This window comes from Stenotrophomonas sp. 01N47 (assembly GCF_056399165.1).
In genome coordinates, this window is record NZ_JBFTQU010000004.1 from 190522 (window position 1) to 206686 (window position 16165).

The following is a 16165-nucleotide window of genomic DNA, read 5'->3' on the forward strand; positions in this document are numbered from 1 at the left end:
CTTTCGGTGGCCGATGAGCGCGCCGCCGCGCCTGCGACTGCGAAGGATCCGCCGTCATTTCATCGCCGCATGCGCGGTCGGCCTGGTCGGGCTTGCCCTGCTGGTCGGCACCCTCAGCCAGCTGCTGCCGCTGGCTGAGCGTCATCCGGACAGGATCGCAGCCTGGCTGAGTGCGCGCGCCGGACAACCGGTGCGTTTCGAACGCCTGGACACTACCTGGACCCGACGCGGTCCATTGCTGCAGTTGAAGGGCCTGCGCATCGGCGCGGGCCGGGGCTTGGCCATCGGCGAAGCCGAGGTGCTGGTGTCGATATACAGCGGCCTGTTGCCGGGCCGTTCGCTGACCGAACTGCGGCTGCGTGGCTTGGCGCTAGACCTGCAGCAGGCCGCCGATGGCCGCTGGTCGGTGCGCGGCCTGCCGCAGTCCCGCGCTGGCGGCGATCCGCTGGATGCGTTGCGCCGGCTGGGCGAACTGCAGGTGATTGGTGGCCGCCTCGGCGTGCATGCGCCAGCACTGGGTGTCGACGCCACCCTGCCACGTATCGACCTGCGCCTGCGCGTGGATGGCGACCGCCTGCGGGTGGGCGTGCGTGCCTGGGCACAGACCGACGCCTTGCCGCTGACGGCGGTGCTGGACCTGGATCGCCAGCGCGGCAACGGCCAGGCCTGGGTAGGTGCCGATCCGATCGATTTCCGTGCCTGGGCGCCGTTGCTGGCGGCCGGCGGCATGCGCCTGCGCGAGGGCAAGGGCGAGCTCAACCTGTGGCTGACCCTGCGTGATTTCGCCCCGGTGGCGCTGATCACCGATTCGGATCTGCGTGATCTGCGTGTCGAAGGCGCGCCGATGCCTGGCGTGGCGCGCCCGGAAATTCAATTGCAACGGCTGCAGGCGCGCCTGCGTTGGCAGCGGACGGCAGAAGGCTGGGCGCTGCAGGTGCCGCGCCTGCGCCTGCAGGCCGATGGCAGCCAGCAGCAGCTCGACGGGCTGCAACTGCGGGTGGGCAAGCAGATGCAGGTGCAGGCCGCAGCAGCGCAGGCGGGTACCGCGTTGCGCGCGCTGGCGCTCAGCGACCGACTGGATGCGGGCCTGCGGCATTGGCTGTACCTGGCCAAGCCGCAGCTGGACGTGGCACAGGTGCAGTTGCGCGGCCAGCAGGGTGGCCCGTTGTGGGTACAGGGCGAACTGCAGTCGCTGGGCTTTGCCAGCGTCGGCAACTCGCCGGGCCTGCGTGGCCTGGGCGGCCGCTTCGAGGGCGATGCCAACGGCTTCAGCCTGCAGCTGCAACCCCAGCGCCAGCTGCAGTTCGATTGGCCGACCGGTTTCGGCGTGCGTCACGACCTGCACCTGGCCGGGCAGATCGTCGGTTGGCGCGACGAGGCCGGTGGCTGGCGCATCGGCACCCCGGCGATGCGTGTGGAAGGTACCGACTACGCCGCCGACGTGCGCGGTGGTCTCTGGTTCCAGGGCGATGGCACCCGGCCGTGGATGCAACTGGCGGCCAAGCTGGACGACGTACCGATGACCGCGGCCAAGCGTTTCTGGATCCATTCCAGGATGAGCAAGGGCGCCACCGACTGGCTGGACATGGCCTTGGCCGGTGGCCAGGTGCGCAACGGCATCGGACTGGTCAGTGGTGACCTGGACGACTGGCCGTTCGACAACAACGATGGCCGCTTCGAAGCCACTGGGCACATCACCAACGGTGACATCCGCTTCCAGCACGATTGGCCGTTGATGGGCCAGGTGGACGCCGATGTCGCCTTCATTGGGCCCGGTTTCCACATGCAGGGCCGCGGCGATCTGGCTGGCGTGGCGGTGCAGACGTTCGAAGCCGGGATCCAGGATTTCGGCCAGCAGCCACTGTACGTCCGCGCCGACAGTCAGGGCGATGCCGGCAAGCTGCTGGCGATGTTGCGGCAGAGCCCGCTGCACAAGGAATACGGCGACACCCTGGACAACCTCGCGGCAAGCGGGCCGGCCAACGTGCATTTCGACCTGCTGCAGCCCCTGCATCATGACCAGGGCGGTGGCCACCTGCAGGGCACGGTGGACCTGGCCGGGCTGAAGCTGGTCGACAAGCGCTTCCAGCTGGAATTCGACAACATGCGCGGGCAGGCCCGCTACAGCAACGCCGGCTTCGCGGCCGAGGAACTGGCAGTGCGCCACCTCGGACAGGACGGAAGGCTGAGCCTGCGCGCCGGTGGTTTCGTGCGTGACCCCAAGCTGGCCTTCGAATCGGAACTGGCCGCCACGCTTGATGCGGGCGTGCTGATCGACCGCGCACCGGAAATGGCGTGGCTGAAGCCCTACATCAACGGCACCTCGCCGTGGACCATCGCGGTGAACCTGCCGAAGGTCGCGCCGGGTACACCAGCGCCGCCCAGCGAGCTGCGCCTGCGCTCGGATCTGCTGGGCACCCGCCTGGACCTGCCGGCACCGCTGCAGAAGCCGGCCAACGAGCCGCTGCCGACCACCGTGGCCGCACAGCTGCCGATGGGCGCCGGCCGCATCGACGTGGCGTTCGGCCAGCGTCTGGCGCTGGCTGCGCGCAGTCACAACAACCAGACCGGCGTGCAGGTCACCCTGGGCAGCGACCACGTTGACCGCGAACCACCGCCCAGCGGGCTGACCATCAATGGCCGCAGCCCGACCCTGGATGCGCTGGAATGGATCGGCCTGGCCCGTGGCGCCGGTGGCGATGGCGATCCGATGCCGCTGCGCGCAGTGGACGTGCAGGTCGGCCAGCTGATGCTGATCGGCGGCGTGTTCGAGCAGACCCGCCTGCAGCTGCACCCCGGCCCGCAGGCACTGGACGTGCGCCTGGATGGCCCCTCGCTGGCCGGCAAGTTGAATGTACCCAACGCCGATGGCGGCACCATCAGCGGCCAGCTCGAGCGCGTGTACTGGCAATCGCTGCCGACCCCTCCCGGAACCACGGCGGCACCGGCGCGGGTGCAGGCCGGTGCCGACGACATGGACCCGGCCAAGCTGCCGCCGTTCGCACTGGACATCGCCGACCTGAAGTTCGGCAAGGTCGTGCTGGGCCAGGCGGTGCTGCGTACGCGGCCGATCGCCAATGGCCTGAGCGTGGAACAACTGCAGTTCCGCGCCCCCAGCCAGGAGATCGACATCCGTGGCCGTTGGCTTGGCAAGGGTGGCGGTTCGCGAACCGCGCTTGATGCGCAGGTGCGCAGTGAAGACCTGGGCGGCTTGCTGCAGAACCTCGACTACGGCGGTCAGCTGCGCGGCGGCTCCGGCCACGCCCAGCTGCAGGCCTCGTGGCCCGGCGGTCCGTCGGACTTCCAGCTTGGCAACCTGCAGGGCCAGCTCGATGTGAATGCCCGCAATGGCCAGCTGCTGGAGCTGGAGCCGGGTGCCGGCCGCGTGCTGGGCCTGCTCAGCGTCGCCCAGCTGCCGCGGCGGCTGATGTTCGACTTCCGCGACTTCTTCTCCAAGGGCTTCGCGTTCAACCAGGTCGAGGGCAGCGTGCAGTTCGGCGAGGGCATGGCCCGTACCGACAAGGTGTTGATCGAAGGGCCGGCAGCGAACATCACCATCCGTGGCGAGGCCGACCTGCGAAAACAGCAGTTCGACCAGACCATCGACGTCAACCCGCGCGCCGGCAACCTGCTGACCGTGGTCGGCGCGGTGGCCGGTGGCCCGGTGGGCGCAGCGCTGGGTGCAGCCACCAATGCGGTATTGTCCAAGCCATTGGGCGAGATCGGTGCCCGCACCTACAAGGTGACCGGCCCCTGGAAGGAGCCCAAGGTGGAAGTGATCGAGCGCAGCCGCGAACGTGCGCCAGTACCCGCACCGCCGCCGCGCCTGCCGCCGTTGCCGGCCGTGCCGCCGACCGTCACCGAACCACCGCCGCCGCGCTGAGCGCGGCCCCCGTTTCCCCAGGGCGGCCTTGCCTGACCGCCTTCACACCCCCAGATCGAGACCATGACTGACAACGCCCTGACGCTTGCCCAAGATCGCCTGTTGCGCCCCGGTGGCCTGGATACCGCTGGCCTGGAGCGCACCTTCGGCCAACTGCTCGGCCCCGGTGTCGACTTCGGCGACCTGTACTTCCAGCACGCCCGGCGCGAAAGCTGGAGCGTGGAAGACGGCATCGTCAAGGACGGTGCCCATTCCATCGAGCAGGGCGTGGGCGTGCGCGCGATTGCCGGCGAGAAGACCGGCTTTGCCTATTCCGATGACATCCATGCCGGTGCATTGCTGACCGCAGCGCAGTCGGCACGCGCGATCTCGCGCGAAGGCGGCGCACAGACCGGACGCTCGTTGCTGCGCGGCGATGCGCGCGTGCTGTATCCGGCGCTGGACCCGATCGACGGCATCGGCAACGAAGCCAAGGTCGAGGTGCTCAAGCGCCTGGACGGCTACCTGCGCGCGGCCGACCCGCGCGTGAAGCAGGTGATGGTCAGCCTGTCCGGTGGCGTCGATACCGTGCTGGTTGCCCGCACCGATGGTGTGCTGGGCGCCGACGTGCGCCCGCTGGTGCGGTTGAACGTGCAGGTGATCGTCGAGCAGAACGGCCGCCGTGAGTCGGGTTATGCCGGCGGCGGTGGTCGCTATGGCTATGAAGCGCTGTTCGCCGATGGCCGCCCGGAAGCCTTTGCGCGCGAGGCGCTGCGGCAGGCCCTGGTGAACCTGGAAGCGGTACCGGCGCCGGCCGGGGTAATGCCGGTGGTGCTGGGCCCGGGCTGGCCGGGCGTGCTGCTGCATGAAGCGGTCGGCCATGGCCTGGAAGGTGACTTCAACCGCAAGGGCACCAGCGTCTACGCCGGCAGGATCGGCGAGCGCGTGGCTGCCCCGGGCGTGACCATCGTCGACGACGGCACCCTGGATGGGCGCCGTGGTTCACTCAACATCGATGACGAAGGCCACCCGACCCAGTGCACCACGCTGATCGAGGACGGCATCCTGGTCGGCTACATGCAGGACAGCCTCAACGCGCGGCTGATGGGCGTGGCGCCGACCGGCAACGGCCGTCGCGAATCGTTCGCGCACATGACCATGCCGCGCATGACCAACACCTACATGCGCGCCGGCCAGCACGATCCTCAGGAGATGATCCGTTCGGTGAAGAAGGGCCTGTACGCGGTCAATTTTGGTGGCGGCCAGGTCGACATCACCAGTGGCAAGTACGTGTTCTCGGCCACTGAGGCCTACCTGATCGAGGATGGCCGGATCACCGCTCCGGTGAAGGGCGCGACCCTGATCGGCAACGGCCCGGAGACCATGCAGAAGGTGCGCATGGTCGGCAACGACCTGGCCCTGGACGAGGGCGTGGGCATCTGCGGCAAGGACGGGCAGAGTGTGCCGGTCGGTGTTGGCCAGCCTTCGCTGCTGATCGAGGGCATCACCGTCGGCGGTACCCAGGCCTGAGCACGGCGATGGCCACAGCCACCGCCATGCCCGACGGGGACTCAGTCCTCGTCGGTGTCGTCGACCGGCTCGTCTGCCTCGACATCCTCAGCGGATGCCTTCAGGCCCAGCGCTGCCGGCAGCATCAGCGCGCGCAGCACCTGGAAAATTTCGCGGTAGGCGCGCGGCGGCTTGTTCTTGGCCTTTTCGGCCTGGGCGTTGCGCACCAGCGTGCGCAACTGTTGGCGGTCGGCCTGCGGATGGTCATCCAGCAGTGCGGCCAGCGCTTTGTCGCCCTCGTTCATCAGGCGTTCGCGCCAGTCTTCGGCACGGTGCATCATCGCCACTTCGCGGCGGCCGGTGTCGCTGTTGGCGTCCAGCGCATCGCGGATCGCATCCAGCGCGGCATCGTCCTCGCGGCGCATGTGCTTGGCCAGGAACGCCAGCTGTCGCTTGTGCGCGATATGGGCGGTGATCCGCTTGCACTCGGCGATGTGCGGCAGCAGGTCCTCCGGGATCGGCAGGCGCGCCAGCTGGGCCGGGGTCAGCGATACCAGCTTCTCGCCCAGGGCCAGGACGTCGAGCGCATCGCGCCGGTTCTGGCTGCGGCTCTTGTCGTGGAATTCACCGGTTTCTTCGTCGCGTCCGCGCATCGTCCATACCTGATTTCAAAAAAAGTCGCCCGGCGTGATGCCGGGCCCAACCCGCACAGGATAAAGCATTGAACGTGATCGCCCCTGAAGTCGCCGTCGGCGACGACAGCCCGGCCCGGCTGGAACGGCTGGCCGACATCTCCCAGCAGCTGCTGCAGCGTGCCCGCGCGCTGGGTGCCAGCCAGGCCGAGGTCAGCTGCAGCGAAGACCGTGGGCTGGAGGTCAATGTCCGTCTCGGCGAGGTCGAGACCGTGCAGTCCACCCGCGACCGCGGCATTGCCGTGACCGTCTACTTCGGCCAGCGCAAGGGCAGTGCCAGCACCGCCGACCTGCATGAGGCCAGCCTGCTGGCCACCGTCGAGCAGGCCTGCGCGATCGCCCGCCATACCGAGGACGACCCGGCCGCCGGCCTGGCCGAGGCCGACCTGATGGCCCGCGACTTCCCCGAACTGGATGGCTGGCACCCCTGGGAGCTGCAGGCCGACGAGGCGGTGGACCTGGTGCTGGCCTGCGAGGCGGCGGGCCGCCAAGCCGATGCGCAGATCCGCAATTCCGATGGCGCCTCGGTATCGAGCATGCAGAGCGTGTCGGTCTACGCCAATTCGCATGGGTTCATCGGCCGCGAGCGCGGTACCCATCATTCGATCGGCTGTGCGCTGATCGCTGGCACCGGCGACGGCATGCAGCGCGACGGCTGGTACACCGGCGCACTGGCCCGGGAGGATCTGGAAGATCCGGCAAGCGTCGGTCGCCGCGCCGCAGAGCGCACGATCGCTCGGCTGCAGCCGCGTTCGCTGCCGACCGGCAGCATGCCGGTGCTGTACGCGCCGGAAGTGGCGCGCAGCCTGGTGGGCCATCTGCTGTCGGCGGTCTCCGGCGGCGCACTGTACCGCCAGGCGAGCTTCCTGCTGGACAGCGTCGACCAGCAGCTGTTCCCCGACTGGATGCAGATCGAGGAGCTGCCGCACCTGCGCCGTGGCCTGCGCTCGGCCGCCTTCGACGGCGACGGCGTGGCCACCCGTGCCTCGGCCCTGGTGCGTGACGGCGTGCTGCAGCGTTACGTGCTGGGCAGCTATTCGGCGCGCAAGCTGGGCCTGCAGACCACCGCCAATGCCGGCGGCGTGCACAACCTGCAGCTGGCGGCCAATGCCGGTTCGCTGCAGGACATCGCCGCGCAGATGGGCAACGGCCTGCTGGTGACCGAGCTGATGGGGCAGGGGGTGAACGGGGTGACCGGCGACTACTCGCGCGGCGCCGGCGGCTTCCGCGTGGAGAACGGCCAGATCCAGTATCCGGTGGATGGCATCACCATCGCCGGCAACCTGCGGGACATGTTCATGGCCATCGAGGCGGTCGGCAGCGATGTCGATCCGCGCTCGCATATCCGCACCGGCTCGATCCTGGTGGGACGGATGACGATCGCCGGCAATGATTGATGCCATTGATGGCGTAAGCTAGGCCCGCCTGACGCGACCGGCTTGCCGCCGGTCGGTCAAGACCACCCAATAAAAAAGGAGTTTTGTCGTGAGCGAATTCGAGAACGTCCCGGCGGCGAGCAGCGTACCCGCTGACCAGCGCACCATGGCCCTGGTGGCGCACCTGCTGGGCATCTTCACCGGTTTCATCGGCGCACTGGTCATCTGGCTGATCAACAAGGATGACGCCAGCAAGGCCTTCGTCACCGACCAGGCCAAGGAAGCGCTGAACTTCCAGATCACCGTCGCCATCGCGATGTTCGTCTGCATCATCCTGACCTTCGTGGTCATCGGTGTGTTCCTGGCGCCGATCGTCGGCCTGCTCAGCCTGGTCTTCAGCATCATCGCTGCGGTGAAGGCCAACAACGGCGAAGCCTACCGTTACCCGTTCGCGCTGCGCCTGATCAAGTAAGAACGGCCGCACGCGGATACGAAAACGCCCGGCAGTGCCGGGCGTTTTTGTTGGTGGCCGCACACTGCTTCAGTGATCGCGTTCCACGGCCAGCGTGGCCAGTGAGCGCAGCGCATCGGCTTCTTCGTGATAGCCCGCCAGCGCCTGCTGCATGCGCGCGGACAGTTCGCGCAGCTGCGCCTTGGCACCGTCCATGCCGAGCAGGGCAGGGAAGGTGCTCTTGTCCTGGGCCTGGTCCTTGCCGGCCGTTTTGCCCAGCTGCTCGGAACTGGCCTCGACATCGAGGATGTCATCGCGGACTTGGAAGGCCAGGCCGAGCGCATCGGCGAAGCCGTCGAGCTGGGCCAGCACGGGCTCGGGCGCTTCACCGCACAACGCGCCCATGCGCACCGCAGCGCGGATCAGCGCACCGGTCTTCAGCGCATGCATGCGGGTGAGCGCTGCCAGCGGCTGCTGCTGGCCCGTGGCATCGATGTCCAGCGCCTGGCCGCCGCACATGCCGGCCGCGCCGGAGGCATGGGCCAGGGTCTGCAGGCATGCCACGCGCAATGCCGCCGGCAGCGGTGCATCGGCCAGCAGGCCGAACGCACGGGTCTGCAGGGCGTCACCGGCGAGGATCGCGGTGGCTTCGTCGAAGGCGATGTGGGTGGTGGGCTTGCCACGGCGCAGGGCATCGTCGTCCATGGCCGGCAGGTCGTCGTGCACCAGCGAGTAGGCGTGGATCAGCTCCACCGCCATCGCCGCGGCATCAAGCTTGTCCAGCGGGGCACCGAACACCTGGCCGGCGGCATAGACCAGCAAGGGGCGCATGCGCTTGCCGCCACCGAGTACGGAATAGCGCATCGCCTGGTGCAGGCGTTGCGGTGCTTCGGCCGGAGAGGGCAGGGCGGCGTCGAGCTGGCTTTCGATACGGTCGCGCCAGCGCGCGAACAACGCCTCAGCCGTCATGGCTGGGCGGATCGAAGGGTTCGGCGGTTTCGGGCTGGGCCGGATCGCTGAGCAGGCGCACGCGCAGTTCGGCCTGCTCCAGCGCCTGCTGGCACTGGCGGTACAGACCGACGCCACGTTCGTAAGCACTGAGCGAGGCTTCCAAGCTCAGCTCGCCGGTTTCCATCTGCTCCACCAGTTGTTCCAGCGATTCGAGCGACTGCTCGAACTGGGCGACCGGGGAGGCGTTTTCGGGGGACTTCTTGGCCATGCGACAAGTGTGGACGGCGCGCGTGCGAGGGTCAATTCACCAGCCGCCCGGATGCCACTTCAACTGCGCATTGCGTGCCTGCAGCCAGGCCTGCAGCGGTGCGGCAATGACTACATCGGCGGCCGCCAGCAGCTGCCCCTGGTCGAACAGCAGGGGCAGCTGTGCGCGTCGCCAGGGCGCCAGATGTTCGCGCTGCAGGCAGTCCTTCAACGCGGATGAATGCGCACGGCCGGGCAGCACGATGCGCTCGCCACCCTGGCGGGTGCGCAGTTGCAACGGGTGTTCGAAGCCGTCCGTGCCGAGCAGGCGCAGCTTGCCGCCGTCGGGCAGCTGCAGCGGCGCGCGGCCGTCCCACGCCGCCTGCCAGTCCTTCGGCAGTGACGGCAACGCTGCCGGCATCAGGTAGGCGTGCTGGCGCCACTGGCGGATGGCGTGCTGCTGCCAACGCGCCTGCGACTGCCGATCGGCGCCTGCGGCCATCAATTCGTTCTGCACTTGTCGCAGCACATGCGCCGGCAACGGGGCTGCACCATGGCGGCGCACCCACGCACGCAGCACGCGCGCAGCACGCTCCGGTGCGACCTGGCGCAGCAGCTCCAGCGACAGCACCCGGGGTGCCACTTCCAGGTGAGCGAGCAGTTCGGCGTCTTCTTCTTCGAGCAATGCACGGGTCTGCGCGCAATGCGCGGCGCTGCCGGCCAATGCGGCGGTGGCATGCGGCCAGCGCTGGCGCAGCAGTGGCAGTACCCGCAGGCGCAGGAAATTGCGGTCGGCGTGGTCTTCGCCGTTGCTGGGGTCTTCGATCCACTGCAGATCGTGTGTCGAGGCATAGGCCAGCAGCGCGCTGCGCGGCACATCGAGCAGTGGCCGCCACAGCCGATGGCCATCGAGGCGGCTGTCAGCGGTCATCGCCGCCAGCCCATCGATGCCCGAACCGCGCAACGCACGCAGCAGGAAGGTCTCGGCCTGGTCGTCCTGGTGCTGGGCCAGCGCCAGGGTTTCCCCGGCCTGCAGCTCGGCGCTGAATGCAGCGCGACGTGCCAGCCGGGCGGCCCCTTCGATGCCATGGCCGTCATCACGGCTGACCTGCACGTGGTGCACGGCCAGTTCGATGCCCAGCACCGCGCATTGCTGCTGGCAGTGCCGCACCCAGTCATCGGCAACCGGTTGCAGGCCATGGTGTACGTGCGTCGCACGCAGCGGCGTGCCGGCGGCCTGTGCCGATCGCCACAGCCAGTGCAGCAGCACGGTCGAATCCAGCCCGCCGCTGTAACCGACCAGCAGCGGTGCATCCAGCGTAGCGAGGGTCGGGAAGGCAGTCACGGCGGCAAGTATAGGGTGGGTCGGCAGGGCGGCGCCCTGCACCTGCCGAAGCGGTAGTGCCGGCCGCTGGCCGGCAACCTGAGCAGCAACAGCAACAGCAACAGCGGGCATTCCGTGGGATGGCGGGGTGGGTCCGGTTGCGGGGGACGCTGCAAGTACGTCCCTGTAAGCTCGGTCGCGCCATCCGTGGCGCTTACGCCCCCGCAACCGGACCCACCCCGCCTTCGACAGATCTCCGCGATCTGTTGGAATGGCATACCTGCCCTTGGTGGGTGTCGACCTTGGTCGATACGGGAATGGCATGGGGTCGGATCCGTTTTCCGTAGGAAAACGGATCCGACCACAGATTGATTTCGATATCTGAAAGAGATTCATCCACGCATGGCGTGGATCTACTGGCCACCGGCCAACTGTCGAAGGCGGGGCACTGTGGGTTTGCGGGGTGTGAGCCGCATGGATGCGGCGACCAAGCCTCCATGGACGGATTCACGGCGTCCCCGCAAATCCACAGTGCCCCGCCATCCCACGGAATGCCCGCTGTTGCAGTTGCTTCAGCTGTTGCATTTGATCTGGCGGGTGCAGGGCGCAGCCCTGCCGAAAACCCCTTACTTCACTCGACGACCGGAACGATCGATGCGGAACCACTCGCCGCCTTCCATCGGCGTATGCCCGTCGCCATCGGGCGTGCCGCGGCGGCAGCCGTTGCAGACTTCGGCCACGCCGTCCTGGAATGGCCAGGCAAAATCGAACGTGGCCGCAATCACCTGTTCGAAGGCGGCGTTGAAGTAGCCCACGCGATCGCCGACGCGGCCGCGGAACAGGCCTTCCTGCAGGGAGTCGGCGCCGTTGTCCCAGGCGATCACCGCCTGGCTGCGACCGCGACGGTCGACGTAGTGGAAGCCATCGGCGGTCTGTACCAGCGCCAGGCCATCGCCGTCGTAGGGAAGATCCTGCAGGGTCTCCGCGCTGATCTGCGGCTTGTCATTGACGACCTCGCAGCCGGGCAGCATCCACAATCCGTGTTCTTCGGTCATGACCTTGCAGGCCGGCCCCTGCGCTGACGCACAGGTACTGGCCAGCACGCCCAGCAGGGCCAGCCAGCGCGCACGGCGGAGACTGCCCAGAGCAGGGCGTGCCGGCCGCGCCATCACTGGGCCTCGGCCTTGCGTTCGAAGGTGGCCGGTGCCGGCAGTTCCACCGGCACGCCCTTGTCATCGCAGGTGCCGGCCTGGCACAGGCGATCGCGCAGGGCCGGGGTGGCCTGCACGATCATGTGGTAGATCGCGTTCTGCTCCAGGGTGCCGCGGATCGCCTTGCTGCCCGGGCCGCGTGCCCAGATGCCGACGTCCTCGCCACCATGCGATTCGGACTTCATCGGTACCAGCGCTTCCTGCATGTAGTCGGGATGCTCGGTATCGACGTCGTGCAGGTTCGGGCGGCCGTTGGCCGGCTCGAAGCTGCTGGGGTTGTGCGGGTAGCGCTTCGGACCGGCCGGTTGCTGGTTGCTGGTGCCGGTGTGGCCGGGGCCGTTGGCGTAGCTCAGGGTGGTGTACGGCTGGCCGTTGCCATCCAGCGCGTAGTCGAGCTTGCCGGCGCCATCTTCGCCACCCTTGTCCTTCACCTTGCCCAGGATCGGATTGCCGCGGGCGGGGTAGCCGACGAAATTCAGGGTGTGCGAATGATCGGCAGTGACGATGATCAGGGTGTCATCGGCCGAGGTCAGCTCGTTGGCCACGCGCACCGCGTCGGACAGGGCCACGGTTTCGGTCAGCGCACGGTACGCGTTGCCGCTGTGGTTGGCGTGGTCGATGCGCGCGCCTTCGATCATCAGCACGTAGCCTTCCTGATGGCGCGACAGGTTCTTGATCGCCGCAGCGGTCAGCTCGGCCAAGCTCGGCTCACCGGCCGGGTCCTGCGGACGTTCGTACTCGTAGCGCATGTGGTCGGGCTCGAACAGGCCGAGGATCGCCGGTGCGTTGGCGGCGGCCTGCAGCTGCTTGCTGTTCCACACGTAGGCGCCCTGTGGGTGCGCCTGCTGCCATTCCTGCACCAGGCTGCGGCCGTCCAGGCGCTGGCCGACCTTGTCGTCGTACTCGGGGTCGCGCTCTTCCACGGTGGTGAACTCACCGCGACCACCGCCCAGGGCGACCAGCGGGCCGCGGCCGTAACGCGAGGTCGACAGCAGCTGCTGGGCGATGTCCTTGCAGCCGGCGGCCTTGGCCGCCTCGCTCAGGTCGGTGTCGTTCTCCCAGTTGCGCTCGGGTGAATGCGCATAGGTCGCGGCCGGCGTGGCGTGGGTCAGGCGTGCGGTGGAGACCACGCCAGTGGCCAGACCGGCGCTGTCGGCCAGCTGCAGCCAGGTCAGCAGGCCCTTGGACAGGCTGTCGACGCAGTCGGTGCGGCTGCCGGCACTGACGCCGATCGCACCCATGTGGGTCTTCACGCCGGTGGTGATGGCGGTCATGGTGCCGGCCGAATCCGGGGTCTGCGAGTCGGTGTTGTAGGTCTTGCTGAACGCGGTGGCGGGGAAGCGCTCCCACGACAGCAGGTTCTCTTCGCCCGAGCCGCCCTTCTGCTGGCCTTCGTAGATGCGCGAGGCGGCGACGGTGGTCAGGCTCATGCCGTCACCCAGGAACAGGATGACGTTTTTGGCCTTGCCAGCCATCGCGCCGTTCGCCGCCGCCTGCGCAGCGCCGCTGCGGTACCACCACTGCGGGGTTTCACCGGCCGGGTGGACGACGGGGGCAACGGTGACCTTCAGGCCGGCCGGGGCGGACGCGGGAGCGGTGCTGGCGCAGGCGCCAAGCAGCAGGGTCGTGGCACAGGCGGCCAACAGGGAGACGGAACGGCGCATGGACGCTGGGATCTCACAAAGTGTAACGGGACGTTCATTATGCCCGGCCCTGCAAGGCACGCCGATGACACACTGATTTGCCACGTGGGCGGTCGTTCTGCGGGCCGCCTTGGGCTATCGTGCCAGCATCCCTTCCTACCCCCTTGGATTGCCTATGAAGCTGGTCTCTGCCTGGCTGCGGATTCCATTCTGGCAGCGCGTGGTCGGTGGCTTCGTGCTCGGTGCGCTGGCCGGCTGGGCGCTTGGCCCAGCTGCTGAAACCTGGTTCGGCCCGCTCGGCGAGCTGTACGTCACCCTGATCAAGATGATCGCGGTGCCGCTGGTGTTCTTCGCGGTCATCAACGCGATCTCTTCGCTGCACGGCCAGAAATCGGTCGCCGCGCTCAGCGGGCGCACCTTCCTCTGGTTCGTGATCACTGCCGCGCTGGCGGTATGCGTGGGCCTGGGCGTGGGTACGGTGCTGCAGCCCGGCGCCGGTGGCCTGCAGCTGTCGATGGCCAGCAACTATGTGCCGCGCGAAGTGCCCAGCGTGGTGCAGGTGCTGCTGGATGTGGTGCCGTCCAACGTGTTCTACGCGCTGTCGGGTATCGGCACCAAGGTCAACGCCGCCGGTGAGACCGTGCTGGCGGCGGGCCGTGGTTCGATCCTGCCGGTGATCTTCTTCGCTGGCCTGGTCGGCTTTGCCATCGTCAAGCTTGGCGAGAAGGTGACCGAGGCGCGCAAGCTGGTCGGGCAGATGAGCGACATCATGATCCAGGTGACCCGCTTCGTGCTGGAAGTCACCCCGATCGGCACCTTCGGCCTGATTGCCGGCCTGGTCGGCAGCTACGGCTTCGAGAAGCTGCTGCCGCTGGGCCACTTCGTGCTGGCGCTGTACGTGGCCTGCGCGCTGCACATCGTGGTGGTGTACAGCGCGCTGCTGCTGGCGCATGGCCTGAACCCGCTGAAGTTCTTCCGCGGTGCGGCGCCGGGCATGCAGGTGGCCTTCGTCAGTTCCTCCAGCTTCGCGGCGATGCCGGTTGCGCTGCGTTCGATCACCCACAACCTGGGCGTGAACAAGGACTACGGTTCGTTCGCGGTGCCGCTGGGCGCGAGCATCAAGATGGACGGCTGCGGTGCGATCTATCCAGCGTTGTGCGCGGTGTTCATCGCCCAGTACAGCGGTGTGCCGCTGACGCCGGAGCAGTACGTGGTGGTGCTGATCGCTTCGGTGCTGGGCAGCTTCGGTACCGCCGGCGTGCCGGGTACGGCGGTGATCATGGCAACGGTGGTGCTGAGTGCGGCCAACCTGCCGCTGGAAACCATCGGTTACCTGTATGCGATCGACCGCATCCTGGACATGATGCGCACCATGACCAACGTGACCGGGCAGATGCTGGTGCCGGTGCTGGTGGCCAAGGAAACCGGCCTGCTCGACCAGACGGTGTACGACAACCCGTCCACCAACGTCGGCATCGATGATCCCGACCCGAGTCCGCCGCGCGCCTGAAGCGGCACTGCAACGGGCTGTATCAGTTCCTGTAACACTACTGATACAGCCCCGATGGCGCCTTGCGCAGTGGTGTTTCCTGCGCGTTAAGGCGAACGGAATCCGAACGAAGTTGTAACACTGTGGCGTCATGCCGCCGCGGTGTTACCCGTCAAACCCCCGCTGCGACGGACTTCCGGTGTTGGCACGAAAGCTGCTCTATCCCTGCGCATATGCAACGGGAGAGCGGCATGGACGGCAGCACCACCCTTTTCACTGTTTCTGGCCGGCGGCTTGCGCTGCTGCTGGTGCTGGCCGTTCCGCTGGCGGCTGCGGCCTCGGGTGCCCGCCAAGGGGTGAAGGCGCAGCCGGGTGAGATCGTCCTGCTGCGCGACGTGTCTACGCGCCCGGCCTACCGCATGGCGCCGCCCGGCATGGCGTTGATCGCCGATCCGAAACCGCAGCACGAGATCGCCGCCGCACTCGGCAGCAGCGGCGCTGCCAGCGGCATGGATGAACTCAGCGATGACGACTACGCCGGCCTCGGCGCTGGCCAGACCGGCAGCGTGCAAGCGCACGGCGTCACCACTGTCGAGCGGGTGACCCAACAGGCCCTGGGCGGAACCCTTGGACGCTCGGGCGAGGGGATGATGAGCGGCAGCAGCCTCAGCGGTGCGATGAGCGGCCCGCTGGGGGCGGTCGGCAATACCACGCGCGGCATCGGCGATACCGTGCGTGGCGCACTGTCGCAGTTCCCGCTGGGCGCTCCGGCGCAGGCGGGTGGCAAGTGAAGCGCGCAGTGCTGCTGGCGGCCTGGCTGGCATTGCCCGCCTCAGCGCTGGCCGACGACTACAGCGGGATGCTGGCCTACCTCGACGTGACCCGCATCGACGGTCGCGCGCTGGCCGGTGCCAGTGGTGCCATCGCCATCAACCAGGCGGCGGGCGATCTCAACATCCAGGCCAATCTGCATGGCATGGCCAGCGGCGACCGCGCCGACGTGGCCATCGCTGCGCGGCAACAGCACAGCAACGACGTCGTGCTTTCGGCACCACTGGAAGCCAGCGCGCACATCGCCGGACAGGCCTTGGCAGGCGCCAGCGGCATTGCATCGATCAACCAGGCCAGCGGCATCGCCAACACGACGCTCAACGTCGTCAGCGCGACGCTGGCCCGGCAAGGAATACGCGAGTCCGATGACACGGCGTTGGCCGCCTCGGACATCGCGTCAGCAGGGGGGCAGGGCGATACCGGCGACGGTGTTGCGGCGGGTATCCGCAGTGTCGGCGTTTCGTCGACGGCACTGCGGGGCTTCGACGGTGTCCTGCAACTCAATCAGATCGCGGGAGCGCGAAACGACACGGCCAATGTTCTGGGCCTGGTCGTGCAGGGCAACCCGTGAGTACCACCC

Annotated in this window: 13 protein-coding genes; 7 read left to right on the forward strand and 6 right to left on the reverse strand. The window is 68.1% G+C overall.

What is annotated here, in order from left to right:
* The first annotated feature begins 13 nt into the window (after positions 1–13).
* Both AC1DKR_RS09015 and tldD read left to right on the forward strand, forming a co-directional pair.
* The gene (locus AC1DKR_RS09015; protein WP_478032401.1) at positions 14–3883 is read left to right on the forward strand and encodes a YhdP family protein; all 3870 of its coding nucleotides are present in this window, start codon (positions 14–16) and stop codon (positions 3881–3883) included.
* Between the two features lie 63 nt (positions 3884–3946).
* On the forward strand, positions 3947–5392 hold the full coding sequence (tldD, locus tag AC1DKR_RS09020; protein WP_025879285.1) for a metalloprotease TldD: 1446 nt from the start codon (positions 3947–3949) through the stop codon (positions 5390–5392).
* 41 nt (positions 5393–5433) lie between these two features.
* Here the strand turns inward: tldD and yjgA are convergent, their stop codons facing one another.
* Complete coding sequence (gene yjgA / locus AC1DKR_RS09025; RefSeq protein WP_312108135.1) at positions 5434–6024, reverse strand: ribosome biogenesis factor YjgA; 591 nt, start codon at positions 6022–6024, stop codon at positions 5434–5436.
* 68 nt (positions 6025–6092) lie between these two features.
* Here yjgA and pmbA point away from each other — a divergent pair, with 68 nt between their 5' ends.
* A complete protein-coding gene (gene pmbA, locus AC1DKR_RS09030; protein WP_478032408.1) occupies positions 6093–7460 on the forward strand; it encodes a metalloprotease PmbA in 1368 nt (455 codons plus the stop codon).
* 88 nt (positions 7461–7548) lie between these two features.
* Complete coding sequence (locus AC1DKR_RS09035; RefSeq protein ID WP_025879282.1) at positions 7549–7911, forward strand: DUF4870 domain-containing protein; 363 nt, start codon at positions 7549–7551, stop codon at positions 7909–7911.
* Between the two features lie 69 nt (positions 7912–7980).
* Here AC1DKR_RS09035 and AC1DKR_RS09040 read toward each other — a convergent pair whose 3' ends face one another.
* The 5 genes from AC1DKR_RS09040 to AC1DKR_RS09060 all read right to left on the reverse strand — a co-directional run bounded on the left by AC1DKR_RS09040 (position 7981) and on the right by AC1DKR_RS09060 (position 13286).
* Entirely contained in the window at positions 7981–8859 is an 879-nt protein-coding gene (locus tag AC1DKR_RS09040) for a polyprenyl synthetase family protein (RefSeq protein WP_478032410.1), read from the reverse strand.
* A complete protein-coding gene (locus tag AC1DKR_RS09045; protein WP_006381978.1) occupies positions 8849–9109 on the reverse strand; it encodes an exodeoxyribonuclease VII small subunit in 261 nt (86 codons plus the stop codon). The genes AC1DKR_RS09040 and AC1DKR_RS09045 overlap by 11 nt, the downstream gene beginning before the upstream one ends.
* A gap of 36 nt (positions 9110–9145) precedes the next feature.
* Positions 9146–10432, reverse strand: a complete 1287-nt coding sequence (tilS, locus tag AC1DKR_RS09050) for a tRNA lysidine(34) synthetase TilS (protein ID WP_478032580.1) — start codon at positions 10430–10432, stop codon at positions 9146–9148.
* A 605-nt stretch (positions 10433–11037) separates the two neighbouring features.
* Positions 11038–11583: a WG repeat-containing protein gene (locus tag AC1DKR_RS09055; protein ID WP_363732342.1), complete on the reverse strand. Its 546-nt coding sequence runs from the start codon at positions 11581–11583 to the stop codon at positions 11038–11040.
* Entirely contained in the window at positions 11580–13286 is a 1707-nt protein-coding gene (locus AC1DKR_RS09060) for an alkaline phosphatase (protein ID WP_478032414.1), read from the reverse strand. The genes AC1DKR_RS09055 and AC1DKR_RS09060 overlap by 4 nt, the downstream gene beginning before the upstream one ends.
* Before the next feature lie 154 nt (positions 13287–13440).
* Between AC1DKR_RS09060 and AC1DKR_RS09065 the strand changes: the two genes are divergently transcribed.
* From AC1DKR_RS09065 to AC1DKR_RS09075, 3 genes are all read left to right on the forward strand, one after another.
* Complete coding sequence (locus AC1DKR_RS09065) at positions 13441–14775, forward strand: dicarboxylate/amino acid:cation symporter (protein WP_025876066.1); 1335 nt, start codon at positions 13441–13443, stop codon at positions 14773–14775.
* Between the two features lie 230 nt (positions 14776–15005).
* Positions 15006–15545, forward strand: a complete 540-nt coding sequence (locus tag AC1DKR_RS09070) for a hypothetical protein (protein ID WP_312786802.1) — start codon at positions 15006–15008, stop codon at positions 15543–15545.
* Positions 15542–16156, forward strand: coding sequence for a hypothetical protein (locus AC1DKR_RS09075; protein ID WP_223496015.1), 615 nt, complete (start codon positions 15542–15544; stop codon positions 16154–16156). The genes AC1DKR_RS09070 and AC1DKR_RS09075 overlap by 4 nt, the downstream gene beginning before the upstream one ends.
* The last annotated feature ends 9 nt before the right edge of the window (positions 16157–16165 follow it).